The organism is Sphingobium baderi (assembly GCF_001456115.1).
In the GTDB taxonomy this organism is placed as follows: Bacteria; Pseudomonadota; Alphaproteobacteria; order Sphingomonadales; family Sphingomonadaceae; genus Sphingobium; species Sphingobium baderi_A.
The window spans coordinates 1,851,537-1,866,934 of sequence record NZ_CP013264.1 but is presented as its reverse complement, the minus strand read 5'-3'; the positions used below and the strand labels follow the sequence as shown (position 1 = coordinate 1,866,934).

At 61.1% G+C, this 15,398-nt stretch carries 17 protein-coding genes; 9 read left to right on the top strand and 8 right to left on the bottom strand.

The genetic code is table 11. The features are described from left to right. Positions 1-15 precede the first annotated feature (15 nt). From ATN00_RS09310 to ATN00_RS09290, 5 genes are all read left to right on the top strand, one after another. Complete coding sequence (locus ATN00_RS09310; protein ID WP_062064153.1) at positions 16-672, top strand: CpaD family pilus assembly protein; 657 nt, start codon at positions 16-18, stop codon at positions 670-672. 1 nt (position 673) lies between these two features. Then, positions 674-1,954 (top strand): pilus assembly protein CpaE, encoded by a 1,281-nt coding sequence (locus tag ATN00_RS09305; protein WP_062064151.1) that lies wholly within the window; start codon positions 674-676, stop codon positions 1,952-1,954. Between the two features lie 56 nt (positions 1,955-2,010). Beyond that, the gene (locus ATN00_RS09300) at positions 2,011-3,009 is read left to right on the top strand and encodes a type II secretion system F family protein (protein ID WP_062064150.1); all 999 of its coding nucleotides are present in this window, start codon (positions 2,011-2,013) and stop codon (positions 3,007-3,009) included. An 18-nt stretch (positions 3,010-3,027) separates the two neighbouring features. Next, positions 3,028-4,017 carry a type II secretion system F family protein gene (locus ATN00_RS09295; protein ID WP_062064148.1) on the top strand — a complete coding sequence of 330 codons (990 nt, stop codon included), beginning with the start codon at positions 3,028-3,030 and terminating at the stop codon, positions 4,015-4,017. 130 nt (positions 4,018-4,147) lie between these two features. Next, positions 4,148-4,576, top strand: coding sequence for a DUF2147 domain-containing protein (locus ATN00_RS09290; protein WP_062064147.1), 429 nt, complete (start codon positions 4,148-4,150; stop codon positions 4,574-4,576). 298 nt (positions 4,577-4,874) lie between these two features. On the opposite strand, the gene ATN00_RS09285 is transcribed toward ATN00_RS09290, so the two are convergent. The 5 genes from ATN00_RS09285 to ATN00_RS09265 form a co-directional block, all read right to left on the bottom strand. Beyond that, complete coding sequence (locus ATN00_RS09285; protein ID WP_062064146.1) at positions 4,875-5,567, bottom strand: aspartate/glutamate racemase family protein; 693 nt, start codon at positions 5,565-5,567, stop codon at positions 4,875-4,877. Positions 5,568-5,652: 85 nt separating this feature from the next. Next, entirely contained in the window at positions 5,653-7,083 is a 1,431-nt protein-coding gene (locus tag ATN00_RS09280; protein WP_062068602.1) for an NAD(P)(+) transhydrogenase (Re/Si-specific) subunit beta, read from the bottom strand. A gap of 20 nt (positions 7,084-7,103) precedes the next feature. Beyond that, positions 7,104-7,388: a proton-translocating transhydrogenase family protein gene (locus ATN00_RS09275; RefSeq protein ID WP_021245599.1), complete on the bottom strand. Its 285-nt coding sequence runs from the start codon at positions 7,386-7,388 to the stop codon at positions 7,104-7,106. A 76-nt stretch (positions 7,389-7,464) separates the two neighbouring features. Then, positions 7,465-8,586: an NAD(P) transhydrogenase subunit alpha gene (locus ATN00_RS09270; protein WP_062064145.1), complete on the bottom strand. Its 1,122-nt coding sequence runs from the start codon at positions 8,584-8,586 to the stop codon at positions 7,465-7,467. 26 nt (positions 8,587-8,612) lie between these two features. After that, on the bottom strand, positions 8,613-8,738 hold the full coding sequence (locus tag ATN00_RS09265; protein ID WP_062064144.1) for an aa3-type cytochrome c oxidase subunit IV: 126 nt from the start codon (positions 8,736-8,738) through the stop codon (positions 8,613-8,615). 152 nt (positions 8,739-8,890) lie between these two features. Between ATN00_RS09265 and ATN00_RS09260 the strand changes: the two genes are divergently transcribed. Both ATN00_RS09260 and ATN00_RS09255 read left to right on the top strand, forming a co-directional pair. Then, complete coding sequence (locus ATN00_RS09260) at positions 8,891-10,333, top strand: sigma-54-dependent transcriptional regulator (RefSeq protein ID WP_062064143.1); 1,443 nt, start codon at positions 8,891-8,893, stop codon at positions 10,331-10,333. Between the two features lie 91 nt (positions 10,334-10,424). After that, entirely contained in the window at positions 10,425-11,057 is a 633-nt protein-coding gene (locus tag ATN00_RS09255) for a hypothetical protein (RefSeq protein WP_062068600.1), read from the top strand. On the opposite strand, the gene folP is transcribed toward ATN00_RS09255, so the two are convergent. Continuing rightward, on the bottom strand, positions 11,054-12,178 hold the full coding sequence (folP, locus tag ATN00_RS09250; protein WP_062064141.1) for a dihydropteroate synthase: 1,125 nt from the start codon (positions 12,176-12,178) through the stop codon (positions 11,054-11,056). The genes ATN00_RS09255 and folP overlap by 4 nt on opposite strands. A gap of 81 nt (positions 12,179-12,259) precedes the next feature. Next, the gene (locus ATN00_RS09245) at positions 12,260-13,384 is read right to left on the bottom strand and encodes a site-specific DNA-methyltransferase (RefSeq protein WP_062064140.1); all 1,125 of its coding nucleotides are present in this window, start codon (positions 13,382-13,384) and stop codon (positions 12,260-12,262) included. Between the two features lie 287 nt (positions 13,385-13,671). Between ATN00_RS09245 and ATN00_RS09240 the strand changes: the two genes are divergently transcribed. Further along, the gene (locus ATN00_RS09240) at positions 13,672-14,016 is read left to right on the top strand and encodes an ArsR/SmtB family transcription factor (RefSeq protein ID WP_062064139.1); all 345 of its coding nucleotides are present in this window, start codon (positions 13,672-13,674) and stop codon (positions 14,014-14,016) included. Here ATN00_RS09240 and ATN00_RS09235 read toward each other — a convergent pair whose 3' ends face one another. Further along, positions 14,017-14,469, bottom strand: a complete 453-nt coding sequence (locus tag ATN00_RS09235; protein ID WP_062064138.1) for a hypothetical protein — start codon at positions 14,467-14,469, stop codon at positions 14,017-14,019. Positions 14,470-14,689: 220 nt separating this feature from the next. Here ATN00_RS09235 and ahpC point away from each other — a divergent pair, with 220 nt between their 5' ends. Next, on the top strand, positions 14,690-15,253 hold the full coding sequence (gene ahpC / locus ATN00_RS09230; RefSeq protein ID WP_021245608.1) for an alkyl hydroperoxide reductase subunit C: 564 nt from the start codon (positions 14,690-14,692) through the stop codon (positions 15,251-15,253). The last annotated feature ends 145 nt before the right edge of the window (positions 15,254-15,398 follow it).

Below are 15,398 nucleotides of genomic sequence, written 5' to 3'. Positions count from 1 at the left end.
GGAAGGACGAAAAGCATGACATCCCTGTCCCCAAAAACCATCGTCCGCCTCGGCTTCATCGCCCTGATGGCCCTGCCCGTCACCGTCGACGCGCGCGAATCCAACCGCAGCGTGGATTCTGTGCATCAGCCCGTGGTGAGCCATGCAGCCTACACCTTCGACGTGCAGGGCGGCATGGACGGCGGCCTGACCGCTTCGGAAGCACGCCGTCTGGACGACTGGTTCGCGTCCATCGGCCTTGGCTATGGCGACCGCGTCTCGCTGGCTGGCGACCCGGCTTATACCAACCCGGCGCTGCGGGAAGGCATCGCCAATGCCGTGGGTCGTCATGGCCTGTTGATCGACGAGGACGGCTCGGCGGTCGCTGGCGACGCGCCTGAAGGCAGCGTCCGCCTGATCGTGCGCCGCGCCATGGCCAGTGTGCCGGGCTGCCCCGACTGGCGATCCAGGACCGAAGTCGACATGAACCTTGGCACATCTTCCAATTTCGGTTGCGGCGTGAACAGCAACATTGCCACCATGGTCGCCAATCCAGATGATCTGGTCCGCGGTCAGGGCGGCGACAGCTCCTTGCGCACTGCGACGTCGAACCGCGCCATTTCCACCTATCGTGACAAGGCGCCGACCGGATCGGGCGATTTGAAGCAACTGTCGGCGACGGGAGGCAATTGAGATGAACGCACCCTGGAAGCCCGGTATGAACGGCCAGCGTGATCCATTCCACGCCTTCGTTTGCGACGATCACAGCTTCGATCTTCTTCGCGCAGTGGCCGCCGAAATGGGCTGGGCACCGGAAAAGGTGAACAAGGGCGGGATGCGTAACGCGGTGCAGAGCCTGTCGATCACCGCATCGCCGCAGATACTGTTTGTCGACATGTCCGAAAGCGGCGATCCGCTGAGCGACATCAACAGCCTCGCCGAAGTGTGCGAGCCCGGCACGGTGGTGATCGCCGCGGGGCAAGTCAACGACGTGCGCCTCTATCGCGACCTGCTGGCCAGCGGCATTCAGGATTATCTGCTCAAGCCATTCGGCGCCGACCAGCTTCGCGATGCGCTCGCGCAAGCGCAGGCCGTGTTCTTCGCGCCCCGCGAAGGCACGGTGGAACGACCGCACATGACCACCGCCGTCATCGGTACGCGTGGCGGCGTGGGCGCGTCCAGCCTCGCTACATCGCTGGCATGGGTACTCAGCAGCCAGCATCAGCGCACGACCGCCCTTCTCGACCTTGACGTTCATTTCGGCACCAACGCGCTCTCCATGGATCTGGAGCCGGGACGCGGCCTGATCGACGCCATTGAAAATCCCGGCCGCATCGACGGCCTGTTCATCGAACGCGCCATGGTCAGGGCCAGCGACAATTTGGCGATCCTGTCGGCCGAAGCGCCGATCAGCATGCCGATGATGACGGACGGCGGCGCCTTCTATCAGTTGCTGGAGGAGTTCCACTCCGCCTTCGAATGTACGGTCATCGACCTGCCGCGCGGCATGATGATCCAGCATCCGCATCTGATGGGCGACGTCAATGTTGCGCTGGTCGTTACCGAAATGACGCTGGCAGGCGCTCGCGACACCATTCGGCTGCTGTCCTGGCTCAAGACGGGCGCGCCCCACGCGCGCGTGCTGGTGGTTGCCAACCGCGTCCATCCCGGTTCGCCGGAAATCAGCCGCAAGGATTTCGAACAATCGATCGAACGCGCCATTGACGTGCTTGTCCCCTTCGACCTCAAGGCCGCTTCCCAGGCTGCCAAACTTGGCAAGACGCTGGCCGAAGCCGCCAAGGGGAGCAAGGTCGGCGCGGCCTGCACCGCGATGGTGAAGGAAGTGCTGGGCGCAGCCGAAGCTGAAGAGGAAGAGGGCAGCCGCAAAAAGGGCGACTCCCTGCTCGGAAAAATCGGCGATCTCAAGAACATGATCCCTTCGCGCCGTAAGGAAAAGGCGGCGCTGAACAACTGATGCGATGCGCGGCCGTCAGGCGGCGCGTCCCCTGCTGAAACGGAACAGGCGAGCACATGGACGGCAAGATGATCCTGATGGCGGTGCTGTTGGCGACCCTTCTGGGACTCGTCATGGCGGCCTTTTCCGGCCCGTCGCCCGACAAGGCCCGCAAGCGCCGCATGGCGCTGATCCGCGGGCGGCATAGCGATTCCGCCGAAGCGGTGCTGGAAGCGCGCATGCGCCGGGTGATCGACAGCCGCCAGCCCGCCACCGAAATGAAGATGCTGGTGTCGCTGATCCCGAATCCGGAAAATCTGACCAAGCGGCTTCGGATGACCGGCAAGAAGTGGACGCTCAGCCAGTATATGACGGCCGGCTCCGTGATATTCCTGTTCATGGCCGCCGTGATGATGCTGCGCGGTTTTCCGCTGATATTCTCGCTGATGGTATCGCTGGCGGCGGGTCTGGGTCTGCCCCACTGGTGGGTCGGTCGCCTCATCGCCAAGCGGATCGCTCAGTTCAACGCCAAATTCCCCGATGCGCTGGAACTTCTGACGCGTGGCCTGCGCTCGGGCCTCCCCATCGCCGAGACACTGGGCGTCGTGTCCCAGGAAATTCCCGGCCCCGTGGGCGAAGAATTTCGCCTCATCACCGAACGCATCAAGATCGGCAAGACGATGGACCAGGCGCTTCAGGAAACCGCGGATCGGCTGGGCACGGCTGAATTCCAGTTCTTCGTCATCTCGCTTGCGATCCAACGCGAAACCGGCGGCAATCTCGCCGAAACGCTGTCGAACCTAGCCACGGTGCTGCGCCAACGCGCGCAGATGAAGCTGAAGATCCGGGCGATGTCCTCTGAATCCAAGGCATCCGCCTATATCATCGGCGCGCTGCCCTTCATCGTCTTCGGCCTCATCAGCTACATCAACTTCAACTATATGAGCCCCTTCTACACGCCCGATCCCATGGGCCTGTTCGGCCTGTCATTGATGCAGGTAATCGGCATCGGGGGCATGTGCTGGATGGGCATCGGCGCCTTCATCATGGCGCAGATGATTAACTTCGAGATCTGACTGGGGAGCAAGGCAATCATGGAAGCGACCCCTACAGGCACCCTTTTTGGTCTCACCGCCACCGACTTCGGCACGCTGCTGGCCGGGCTGGCGACGATGGCCGTGATCTTCGCGCTCTACACGGTCATGACCGTGCGCGATCCGATGGCCAAGCGGGTCAAGGCCCTGAACGAGCGCCGCGAGCAGCTCAAGGCCGGCATCACCGCTTCCACGGCCAAACGCCGCGCCAAGCTGGTCAAGAAGAACCAGACGACCGATCGGATGCGGTCCTTCCTGTCCAGCCTTCAGGTGTTGCAGGACGACCAGTTGCGCGACGTGCAGACCCGCATGGCGCAGGCGGGTATCCGGTCGAAGGAATGGGCCGTCGCCGTCATCTTCGCCCGCATGGTCCTGCCGATCATCTGCGGCGGCCTCGCAGCGCTGCTGATCTATGGCGTGGATTTCTTCCCCGACTGGGGCGGTTTCAAGCGGTTCATGGTGTTCGCCGGGGCACTGCTGCTCTCCTACAAGGGGCCGGACCTCTATATCAACAACAAGGTGCAGAAGCGGTCCGCCGCAATCCGCAAAGGGCTGCCCGACGCGCTCGACCTGCTGGTGATCTGCGCCGAAGCGGGCCTGACGGTAGATGCCGCCTTCAGCCGCGTCGCGCGCGAACTGGGCAAGGCCTATCCCGAACTGGGCGACGAGTTTCAGCTTACCGCCATTGAGCTGGCCTTCCTGACCGATCGCCGCATGGCCTTTGAAAATCTTGCCACACGGGTCAATCTCGACGCGGTGAAGGGCGTGGTGACGACCATGATCCAGACCGAGAAATACGGCACACCGCTGGCCTCCGCGCTACGCGTCCTGTCCGCCGAATTCCGCCACGAACGCATGATGCGCGCCGAGGAAAAGGCCGCCCGCCTGCCCGCGATCATGACAGTGCCGCTGATTCTCTTCATCCTGCCGACCCTGTTTGTCGTCATTCTGGGTCCGGCGGCCTGCTCAATCAGCCAGGCTTTCAAATAAATTCCATGCCAAAAGGGGCGTCGCCGTAGCGTCCCTTTTCGTCCTACACCACCCGCCGATTCTTGGCGGTGGCGCGCGCCATGTTCCCATCTTATCCTGCCGGAAACAAACAGACAGGATGAGGTTGCCCATGTTCTCCCAATCCGGCCTTTTTGCCGCCCTCGCGCCCGCCGCGCTTTTTGTCACGGTCATCCCGGCGCTGGCTGCGGAGCCGATCAATGGCCGCTGGACCACGGTCGAGGGCAAGGCCATCGTCCTGATCGCGCCCTGCGGCAAAAATCTGTGCGGTCGCATCGAACGCATCATGAAGCCCACACCGGGCCGTCCGCAAACAGACATCAACAATCCCGATCCCGCGCTGCGATCCAAACCGCTGGCAGGGTTGGCGCTGCTGAGCGGCTTCCATGATGCGGGTTCCTTCTGGAAGGGCACTATCTATGACCCGGAAAGCGGCAAAAGCTATACCAGCAAGGCCAACCGTAAGCCCGACGGCACGCTGAAAGTGCAGGGCTGCATCGCTTTCTTCTGCAAGGCGCAAGTCTGGACGCCAGTGCGATAAGGCCCGATCGCCGCATCGCCGCTTGTTTGGCGATGACAGTCATCGGTCATTTTCGAACATTTGTCACTCGGTTCGCCCTGAGTAGGAACTGAGCCCTTCGACTGACTGTTTGTAGCAGTCGCTCAGGATGAACTTGGCTTTTGGCCAAACCGAAGACTCGTATCGAAGGGGCTGGCACAACCTATGTCCTTCGATACGCCTCTTCGGCAGGCTCAGAGGCTACTCAGAACGAGCGAGGGGGCAGCCGTTCCGCTCTCCACCCACAGCCTTCGCCACCTGGGTCACGAACGCCCGGCTCCTATTCACCAAGGATGAAAGCCGCCCCTGCCTTGGCGTGAATCGAGGTGCAGTCATAGATGGGCAGCACATTCGCCTTCACATCGACCACCAGCTCCAGTTCGGTGCAAGCCAGCACCACCGCCTGCACATCCTCCTTGGCGATGTCGGTCAGTTCCGACTTCATGAACCGCTCACTCTCGCGGCTCACCTTGCCCAGCGTCAGTTCGTCATAGACGATGTGATTGATCCGCTCAGCCAATTCCATGTTTGGCGGCAACAACGATACGCCGTGCGAGACCAGCCGCTGCCGGTAGAATTTCTCCATCATGACATTGCGGGTGCCGATCAGCGCGGCTTTCTCGATATTGTCGCTCGCCATCCGCGCGCCGACGACATCGGCGATATGGATGATCGGTATGCTAACCGCCTCCTGAACCTGCTCATAAATTCGGTGCATGGAATTGGCGCAAATCAGCAGGCTTTCCGCCCCCGCCTGCGCCAGCCGTCGCGCCGCGCCGGTCAGATGTTCCGCCGCGCTATCCCAATCGTCCTGCGTCACACTGCCCGCGACCTGAGCAAAGTCCAGGCTTTCGATCAGCAGCGGCGCGCTATGCTGCCCGCCCTTCGCGCGATGGACAGTCCGGTTGATGATCTCATAATAGCGGGCGGTGGAAATCCAGCTGAGACCACCGATCAGGCCGAGTTTACGCATAAGCGGGTCACATACTCTTGCAAAAAGCGAACGGACGGCGGCGCCTGGGCACCACCGTCCGTCACAGCGTTACGGGAAGCCTGCCTTAGTGGGCAAGCCCCTTGACGATTTCCTCGACCATCTTCTTGGCATCGGCCAGCAGCATCATCGTGTTGTCCATGTAGAAGACTTCATTGTCGACGCCGGCATAACCAGCCCCGCCCATGGAGCGCTTCACGAACAACACCGACTTCGCATTGGCGACATCCAGAATGGGCATGCCATATATGGGCGACGTCTTGTCGGTCTTCGCCGCCGGGTTCGTCACGTCGTTCGCGCCGATGACGAAGGCGACGTCGGCCTGGCCGAATTCGCTGTTGATGTCCTCCAGCTCGAACACCTCGTCATAGGGCACGTTCGCTTCGGCCAGCAGCACGTTCATGTGCCCCGGCATACGGCCCGCGACCGGATGGATCGCATATTTGACCGACACGCCTTCCTTCTTGAGCAGGTCGCCCATTTCGCGCAGCGCGTGCTGCGCCTGGCTGACCGCCATGCCATAGCCCGGCACGATGATGACGCTGTCCGCCTGCTTCATCAGGAAGGCTGCATCCTCCGCACTGCCGCGCTTATAGGGACGATCGATCGCCGCTCCACCGCCTGCCGAAGCCGTCTCCGCACCGAAACCGCCTGCGATCACGCTAATGAAGCTGCGGTTCATCGCCTTGCACATGATGTAGGACAAGATCGCACCCGACGACCCCACCAGCGCGCCAGTGATGATCATTGCGCTATTGCCCAGCGTGAAGCCCATGGCAGCAGCAGCCCAGCCCGAATAGCTGTTCAGCATCGACACCACGACCGGCATGTCCGCACCACCAATGGGGATGATGAGCAGGAAGCCGATGATGAAGCTCAGCGCCGTGACTGTCCAGAAGATCCACGGGCTCTGATCGGTCACGAAATAAGCGATCAGCCCCAGAATGGCAGCCAGCATGGCCAGGTTGATGAGATGCCGGCCGGGCAGCATGATCGGCTTGCCCGACATGTTGCCGTTGAGCTTCAGAAAGGCGATGACCGAACCAGAGAAGGTGATCGCGCCGATGGCGACGCCCAGCCCCATTTCGATACGACTGGCGTTGTGGATCTCGCCGGTCAGCGCATCCAATATGCCGAAAGCCCCCGGATTGAGGAAAGCCGCCGCGCCGACCAGCACCGCTGCCAGACCGACGAGCGAGTGGAACGCTGCCACGAGCTGCGGCATCGCGGTCATCTCGATCTTGCGCGCAATAACGAAGCCGATGGCGCCGCCGATGGCGATGGCGCCCACGATCTCCGGCAGGGAGATGACGTCATGGGTATAAAGCGTGGTGGCGACGGCAATCGCCATGCCCGCCATGCCCATGCGATTGCCCCGGCGGCTCGAAGCCGGGCTGGACAGGCCCCGCAGCGCGAGGATGAAGAGGACGCCTGCAATCAGATAGGCGAGCGAAACGAAGGGCGAAGCAGCGACGCCTTCAGCGCCAGCGGCGGCCATCGCAATGACGGTCTGCAGCATCATTTGCGCTCCTTCTTCTTGTACATCGCCAACATCCGTTCAGTCACGGCAAAGCCGCCGAAGATGTTGACCGACGCCAGCGTCACCGCGATCAGGCCCAGATATTTGGCCGCCGCGCTGCCCGCCTCGGCGGACGCGACCAGCGCGCCAACGATGATGACGGAGGAAATGGCGTTGGTGACCGCCATCAATGGTGTGTGGAGCGCCGGGGTCACCGACCACACCACATAATAGCCAACGAAACACGCCAGCACGAAAATCGACAGGATGGAGATGAAGTCCATCTTTCCTACTCCCCGTTCGTCCCGCTTTTTGCTGCGGGACATGATGCGCGCAGCCTTCAGGCCACGCGCTATTACCTCACCCCAGAAGGCGTTCGCTCACGACCTTGCCGCCCTGCGTCAGGCGGATGGCGTTGCCGATCTCTTCGTCTAGCACTGGCGCGTTCTTTTCCTTGTCCCAAAAGGCCGACAGGAAATTGTAGAGATTGCGCGCGAACAGGGCCGAAGTATCCGCCGCCAGCCGCGAAGGCACGTTGCGATGCCCTACGATCTTGACGCCGTGACGTTCGACCACTTCACCAGCGACTGCTCCTTCGACATTGCCGCCCTGTTCGACGGCCAGGTCGACGATCACGCTGCCTGGCTTCATCGTCGCGATCTGCGCGTCGGTGATGAGGCGCGGGGCGGGACGTCCGGGAATCAGCGCCGTGGTGATGACGATGTCCTGCTTGGCGATGTGGCTGGAAATCAGTTCGGCCTGCGCTTTCTGATATTCCTCCGACATTTCGGTGGCATAGCCGCCGGAGCCTTCGCCCTCGATGCCCTTGACGCTTTCGACGAAGATTGGCTTGGCGCCGAGCGATTCGATCTGCTCCCTGGTGGCCGAGCGCACATCCGTCGCCGACACCTGCGCGCCCAGACGGCGAGCGGTCGCGATCGCCTGAAGCCCGGCGACGCCCACGCCCATGATGAAGGCCTTGGCCGCGGACACCGTGCCCGCAGCCGTCATCATCATCGGGAAAGCCTTGCCATATTCGGCGGCGGCATCAAGCACGGCCTTATAGCCGGACAGGTTCGATTGCGACGAAAGAATATCCATCGACTGCGCGCGCGTGATGCGCGGCATGAACTCCATCGCCAGCGCCTCCAATCCGGCGGCGGCATAGGCATCCACGCGGCCGCGCTCACCAAAGGGATTGAAGCCGGCGGCAATCCAAGCGCCCGGCTTCGCCCCGGCAAGAGTCGCCGGATCGGGCGCCTGCACGCCCAAAATAATGTCCGCGCCGGCAACCGCAGCAGCACGATCACCCACCACGCCTCCGGCCGCGGCATAGTCGGCATCGGCAATCGAGGCGTTGAGCCCCGCGCCGCTTTCGACCGCCACATCAGCGCCCAGCGCCTTGAACTTCTTCACGGTCTCCGGCGTACCAGCGACCCTGCGCTCGCCGGCGGCGAGCTCCTTGATAATTGCAATTTTCATGGACATCCCCCTGTGCGAACCGACCTTCAGCTCGAGATCAGCAGCACCACAATCGCACCTGCGATCAGAGAGGCGATCGTGCCCCATTTCATGACGGCCACAAACCCTTCATAGGTTTCGGTTGCGCTATCTATATTTCCCTCTTGGGCCATGCCCTCTTCCTTCCTGGCAACATATTCGGCAAACCTCTTATCTTCTGCCTGCCCGACCCTCAACCCGCATCGCACAAGAAAATCTTTCAGGTTAAGGCCGCCTTTACTCCCCCGCGCTAGGCTTTGCGGCCTGTAATGGAATGAGGGATGAAATGGCGCGCGACGGCGTTCCCATGTTGATGCTGATCGACGATGAACCCGCGCAGCGCCGTCTTGTGTCGGCGCTCGCGGCGCGGGTCGGCTGGCGCACGATCTTCGCGAACGACGGGGAAACTGCGATTGCCACGCTGGGCACGCAGGACGGGATGCGGCTTGACGCCATTCTGCTGGACCAGTGGTGCCCATCCTTTGAACCAACGCAATTGATTCGGGAATTGCGCGCGCGGCGGCCTGCCTTGCCCATCCTTGTGCTGACCGCTCATGACAATGTCGCGGTCGCCGTCGAATCTATGCGCGCGGGCGCCACCGACTATCTGTCAAAGCCGATCGCGCCCGAACGGCTGCTGGCTGCGTTAAACGCAACGCTCAGCGAAGACGATATCAATAGCGAACTGCGCCCCCTTACGGAGAAGATCACCGCCCCCCTTTCTTTCGAGGATGTGGTGGGTTCGGCTCCCAGATTTCGCGCAGCGCTCGCTGTCGCTGCCAAGGCTGCCCGCGCCCGCGTCCCAGTGCTGATCGAAGGCGAAAGCGGCGTCGGCAAGGATGTCATCGCCCGCGCGATTCACGCTGCTTCCCCTCGTCACAAGCAGCCGATGGTGACTATCAACTGCGGCGCCATTCCTGCCAATCTCGTCGAATCCGAATTGTTCGGTCACGAACGCGGCGCCTTCACCGGCGCTTTCGAACGCCATATCGGCAAGTTCATCGCAGCGGACACAGGGACGATTTTCCTCGACGAAGTCAGCGAAATGCCATTCGAGGCACAGGTCAAGTTGCTCCGCGTGCTACAGGATGGGGAAGTGCAGCCCATCGGCGCGCGCCGTCCGGTTCATGTGGATGTGCGGCTCATCGCCGCGACCAACAAGCGGTTGCAGGATGAAATAGAGACGGGGCGTTTCCGCGAAGACCTCTATTATCGCCTCAATGTCGTGCAATTGACGATTCCTCCGCTGCGTGAGCGAATCGGCGACGTCCCGGCGCTCTGTCGCCATCTGCTTGCCCGGATCGCTGAACAGCCTGGGCTGCGGAGTCTGGGCCTGACGGATGAGGCGTTGGCGCTGCTGATGCAGCATGAATGGCCGGGCAATGTGCGCCAGCTTCAAAATGCCCTGTTCCGCGCCGCCGTACTGTGCGAAGGAGACGCCCTGACACCGCAGGACTTTCCCCAGATCGCGGCGCAGCTTGGCGCGCGCAATGCGCTGCCGTCTCTTCAAACACTCCCGCCCCGCCAGCCACATCGCGAAGGAGCGGGTATCACCCTGTTCGAAGGCGACGGTCATGTCCGCCAGCTTGCCGAAATAGAGGCCGACGTGATCCGCCTCGCCATTGGCCATTATCGGGGGCGCATGACGGAAGTCGCACGACGCCTGGGCATCGGCCGGTCGACCCTTTATCGGAAACTCGCAGAACTGGGCATCGACAACGCTGCCTGATAGCCCGCGCATCCCGATACAAAGGCAAATCGTCCTAAAGATATGCGCTGCGTCGTTGAAAAATGACGGCGGCTATGCTTTTGAACAGGATATGAAACCTGCTTCCCTTGCCGCTTGCCTTCCTTTGCTCGCCCTTGTCGCCTGCGGGCGGGCTGAACCTGTGGGCGACACGCCCAGCCAGGAAGAACTGGCGGCGGCAGCCAATGCGGCGGCGGCCAGCGCAATCTCCAATCAACAGAAGACGGAAGACACGGAAAACCGCAATTATGTGAATGCGGATCGAGGCTTTTCCGTGACCTTTCCTGAAGGTTGGGTGAAGGATGGATCGGCCAGCAATGCAGACGGCATCGTCTATGAAGATCCGGGCGCTGGCGCGGATGTCCGCGTCTTTTGGCAGAAGAATGGCGCCGACAAGACATTGCAGCAGATCGTGGAAACCGTCAGCAGCGGTTCGGAGGGCGTCGATGGCGACTTTATCGGCGACAATGAATATCGGGGCACAGCGAATGATGGCGAAGGCAATAACGTCGCCATTCGCCTGTTGAAACAGCCGGATGGATCGATTGTGACCGCCACTTTCGTCTATCCTGAAATGTTGAGCGAACAATATCAGGCGATTGCGGAAAAACTGCTCGACAGCCTGCGGGTATTCGCTCCCAGGAGCCAAACGCCGGAAGGTCAGGTGCCGACGCCTGTTCAGGCATCCAACGCGGCGGGCAATTAGACGGCGCTCAATCCTGCATCGGCAAGGCCGCGCCAAAGGTGCAGTGCCTGAACACTTTCCTTGACGTCATGGACGCGCACCATCTGGGCGCCCTGCTCGGCCGCGCGAAATGCCAGGGCGATTGATCCGCCCAGCCTTTCGGAAGCAGCCGCTTCGTTGGAGAGCGCACCAATCAAACGCTTGCGACTTCCCGCAAAGAGCAATGGCACGCCCAGTCCCTGAAACGTCGCCAGCCCATTGACGAGCGCCAGATTATCCGCAAGTCCCTTGCCGAAGCCCAGGCCCGGATCGACCATGATCCTGTCCCGTGCGATCCCCCCCGCCACGCAGGCCTCTATCCGTTCTTCCAGCATGTCGAAAACTTCCGCCACGACGTCACGATAGCCAGCCGGATTGTCATGCGGATCGTCCCCGGCCGAAGGCGCGTGCATCAATATCACCGGGCATTTCGCCGCCGCCACGACCTCCATGCTGCGCGGATCGTACCGCAGCGCGCTCACATCGTTGACGACCTTCGCCCCTGCGGCGAGCGCCGCCTCCATCACCGCGGCCTTGCGCGTGTCGACCGATACGGACACGCCAGCCATCGCCAACCGTTCGATAACGGGAACGATGCGGGCGATCTCATCGCCTTCCCATATCTTCTCGGCGCGCGGGCGGGTGGATTCTCCGCCTATGTCGATCAATGCGGCCCCAGCCGATGCCATGGCGAAGCCTGCATCTGCCGCCGCATTGGGGTCTTCCATATATTTGCCGCCATCGGAAAAGCTATCCGGCGTCACGTTCAGGATTGCCATAACCTGCGGCGCATCAAACCGGATAGTTCGCTCGCCAAGCATCAGCGGAGAGCGCTGGGCAGAAATATTCGCGGCCAGACTGTGTGCCCGCTCGGTCAACGACTCCGGCAAACTCACCAGAGCGTCAGCAAAACTGTCGACCGGAATCGTCACGCGCACTATCCGCTCGCCATTTCGCCGCGCCGTCAGTTCATAGCCCTGGAACCAGATTAGCCCATTGCTCATGCGCGCTGCCGCCCCGTCCGGCAATCCGATGGGCGACGGCACGAACCATGTCGGCTTGAGGTATAGCCGGGCGTCGGCGGGAATATCGGGCAGGTTCATCTACACTCCGCTGGCTCTGGGTCTGTCGACGGGCACATTTCCTACAGGGTTTGACAGGCTCAGCGCGAACGGATCGAGAAATCAAGGTTCGTTAGCCAGCAAATAGGTCTGCCGCAGCGTATCGATGGGTTGCAACTTGCCGTCCACCTCATGATGCCAGAAGGTCCAACCGTTGCAACTCGGCGCGCCTTGCAGCGTCGCGCCCATCTTGTGAATCGATCCGCTATCCTTGTCCACGGCGAGCGAGCCATCCGCGCGCACCACCGCCTGCCAACGCCGTTTCACATCGGTCAGCACCGTGCCGGGCTGACAATAGCCGGTTTCTACCAGCGTGCCGAATGCCACCTTGGGCTGGGCCTTTGCGCTTTGCATGATGGTGAGCGCCGATTCGTCGAGCGGCAACGCTGCTTCGATCCGCTCCAGCGCGACCTCGATATAACTGTCTTCACGCTCGATGCCGATCCATTTGCGGCCCAGGCGCTTGGCGACCGCGCCCGTCGTGCCCGTGCCGAAGAAAGGATCGAGCACCACATCGCCCGGCTTGGTGCAAGCCAGCATCACGCGATAGAGCAGCGCCTCAGGCTTCTGCGTCGGATGCGCCTTGGCACCGTTGCGCTTCAGCCGCTCCTGCCCACCACAGATCGGCAGCACCCAGTCAGAGCGCATCTGCAGTTCGTCGTTCAGCGTCTTCATCGCCTTATAGTTAAAGGTGTAGCGCGCATCTTCGCCCTGGCTGGCCCAGATCAGCGTCTCATGGGCGTTGGTGAAGCGCGTGCCCTTGAAATTGGGCATCGGATTCGCCTTGCGCCAGATGATGTCGTTCAAGATCCAGAAGCCTTCATCCTGCAAGGCCGTACCGACGCGGAAGATATTGTGGTAGCTGCCGATCACCCAGATGGTGCCGTTGGGCTTCAGAATGCGGCGGGCTTCCTTCAGCCACGCCTTGGTGAAGCGATCATAGGCTCCCAGCGTGTCAAACTTGTCCCAATCATTGTCTACTGCGTCTACGCGCCCGCCTTCGGGCCGGAACAGGTCGCCGCCCAATTGCAGATTATAGGGCGGGTCAGCGAAGATCATGTCGATGCAGGCGTCCGGCAGCTTCGCCATTTCCGCGATGCAATCGCCCCGCAGCAGGCGGTCCGCCTCAATCTCTATCGGCGCGACCGCCTTCTTCCGCCGCAGCGCGACGCGTTCCATGACACCCATGCAGCAACCCCCATATGTTTCGAGGACCAGCGATGAGTCCTCAGGAGTCCACCGTCAAGATCAGTAGCTTATCAGTTAACCCTCATAAAAAGGTTAACAGGAGGGAGAACGAAGAGGGTAGGCACGAGATATTGAGCCTGCAAATGGCAGCAAGACTCCATATCAGGTAGTGTGACTAAAAAGACTCAACCTGCGACGCCCTCGAAGTTTTTTTGGTTAACAGATGAGAGCAAGGCAAAAATCGGCTCTCGCTTGACCAACTCATAACCCAATGATTATGTGATCAAATGATTGCCCATTCTTATAAGGAAGACCGTTCCGCCCTACGCGACGCCTTGTTCAAAGCGTTGTCGGACGGCACGCGACGCGCCATACTCGAATATCTGGTGCGCGAAGGAGAGCAGAGCGTTCACGCCCTTACCGCCGTGTCGGGTGTGTCGCAGCCTATGGTGTCCCGTCATCTCGGCAAGCTGAAACTGGCGGGGCTTGTTACGGCTCGTCGTGCCGGGCGGGAAACCTATTATACCGCCCACGCCAAGGGGCTGGCTCCAATCGTTCAGTGGATGGCCGTTTACGGAGCCCTCTGGTCACAGCGGTTCACGGCTCTGGAGGATCTGGGCGATGGCGAATAGCTAGCGGCAATAACCTTCCCGTCCCGGTATCACGATCAGGCAATCATCCTTCTCCACCAGATATTTGAAGCCCGTCTCGTTACCTGAGCCGGGACGGATCGCCAGATCCTGCCCATCGCGCACGAAACGGATTGTGCTGCCATCCGCCAGTCCGTTGTAACTTCCCTTTCGGTCGAGCGTGTCCTGATTGGTGATAACATAATGCCCGGATTTTCCATCGGGCGAAGGCTGAATGTCCAGGAACAACCCTTCTGGGCCGGTCCACCGTCCCACCCAATCATCCGTCGGCAGGCGGTCCGCTTCGGGCGCGCCGTTACCCAGCGCATCCACATCCTCTATCGTTTCGGCACTACCCGGCTGCATTATTGTGTTGCCTGCCACATTTTCCGTGCTTTTGGAGCAGCCAGTCAGCGCAATTGCGAACGCAACGGGAAGGAAACGAAAGCGCGCCATATTCTTCTCCTGTGAATATTCATCCCTCTAACACGGACATAGAAGCCAATGCCCAAAAAGCAGCGGAGTTCACTAACTAAAAATGATCCGATCGATCAATTCGCAATTGTGTAATCGATTTTCTCTATCTGCAAGTCCGAGAAAACCAATTTCCCCCGACTCGTTCCCATCCCTACATAGGCCGGGCAACAGCAACCCCAGAGAAGGAACTGGAAAGCCCATGGCTCTTATCAACACCCCCCTGCAGCCGTTCAAGGCGACCGCATTCAAGGAAGGCAAGTTTGTCGACGTTACCGACGCCGACGTGAAGGGCAAGTGGGCCGTTTTCTTCTTCTACCCGGCCGACTTCACCTTCGTTTGCCCGACCGAACTGGAAGATCTAGCCGACATCTACCCCACCCTTCAGGGCATGGGCGTGGAAGTCTATTCGGTCTCGACCGACACCCATTTCTGCCACAAGGCATGGCACGACACTTCGCCGGCGATCGGCAAGATCAACTATTACATGCTGGGTGACCAGAATCACGACCTGTCGAACCAGTTCGGCGTCCTGCGCGAAGGCGTTGGCCTGGCCGACCGCGGCACCTTTGTGCTCGACCCGGAAGGCGTGATCCAGCTTGTCGAGATCACCCCGGAAGGCGTCGGCCGCAACGCGACCGAACTGCTCCGCAAGATCAAGGCCGCACAATATTGGGCCAGCCACCCCGGCGAAGTCTGCCCGGCCAAATGGGAAGAGGGTGAAAAGACCCTTGCCCCCTCCCTCGACCTCGTCGGCAAGATCTGACGACTTTTCCGCGACCGGACCTTGGGGGAACGTCCCCGGTCCGGCGCGGCTTGATCTCTGAATATTTCAGACCAATCTTTCCGAGGGATGGGCTTTCCTGTCCCTCGGACACGGGCGGCTTGCGCTTCCCATTCATGCAACGGAG

Excerpts from the sequence above, each read along its gene's own strand:
- ATN00_RS09310 (WP_062064153.1), top strand. The coding sequence starts at position 16 with ATGACATCCCTGTCCCCAAAAACCATCGTCCGCCTCGGCTTCATCGCC.
- ATN00_RS09305 (WP_062064151.1), top strand. The coding sequence starts at position 674 with ATGAACGCACCCTGGAAGCCCGGTATGAACGGCCAGCGTGATCCATTC.
- ATN00_RS09300 (WP_062064150.1), top strand. The coding sequence starts at position 2,011 with ATGGACGGCAAGATGATCCTGATGGCGGTGCTGTTGGCGACCCTTCTG.
- ATN00_RS09295 (WP_062064148.1), top strand. The coding sequence starts at position 3,028 with ATGGAAGCGACCCCTACAGGCACCCTTTTTGGTCTCACCGCCACCGAC.
- ATN00_RS09290 (WP_062064147.1), top strand. The coding sequence starts at position 4,148 with ATGTTCTCCCAATCCGGCCTTTTTGCCGCCCTCGCGCCCGCCGCGCTT.
- ATN00_RS09285 (WP_062064146.1), bottom strand. The coding sequence starts at position 5,567 with ATGCGTAAACTCGGCCTGATCGGTGGTCTCAGCTGGATTTCCACCGCC.
- ATN00_RS09280 (WP_062068602.1), bottom strand. The coding sequence starts at position 7,083 with ATGGCCGCCGCTGGCGCTGAAGGCGTCGCTGCTTCGCCCTTCGTTTCG.
- ATN00_RS09275 (WP_021245599.1), bottom strand. The coding sequence starts at position 7,388 with ATGGACTTCATCTCCATCCTGTCGATTTTCGTGCTGGCGTGTTTCGTT.
- ATN00_RS09270 (WP_062064145.1), bottom strand. The coding sequence starts at position 8,586 with ATGAAAATTGCAATTATCAAGGAGCTCGCCGCCGGCGAGCGCAGGGTC.
- ATN00_RS09265 (WP_062064144.1), bottom strand. The coding sequence starts at position 8,738 with ATGGCCCAAGAGGGAAATATAGATAGCGCAACCGAAACCTATGAAGGG.
- ATN00_RS09260 (WP_062064143.1), top strand. The coding sequence starts at position 8,891 with ATGGCGCGCGACGGCGTTCCCATGTTGATGCTGATCGACGATGAACCC.
- ATN00_RS09255 (WP_062068600.1), top strand. The coding sequence starts at position 10,425 with ATGAAACCTGCTTCCCTTGCCGCTTGCCTTCCTTTGCTCGCCCTTGTC.
- folP (WP_062064141.1), bottom strand. The coding sequence starts at position 12,178 with ATGAACCTGCCCGATATTCCCGCCGACGCCCGGCTATACCTCAAGCCG.
- ATN00_RS09245 (WP_062064140.1), bottom strand. The coding sequence starts at position 13,384 with ATGGGTGTCATGGAACGCGTCGCGCTGCGGCGGAAGAAGGCGGTCGCG.
- ATN00_RS09240 (WP_062064139.1), top strand. The coding sequence starts at position 13,672 with ATGATTGCCCATTCTTATAAGGAAGACCGTTCCGCCCTACGCGACGCC.
- ATN00_RS09235 (WP_062064138.1), bottom strand. The coding sequence starts at position 14,469 with ATGGCGCGCTTTCGTTTCCTTCCCGTTGCGTTCGCAATTGCGCTGACT.
- ahpC (WP_021245608.1), top strand. The coding sequence starts at position 14,690 with ATGGCTCTTATCAACACCCCCCTGCAGCCGTTCAAGGCGACCGCATTC.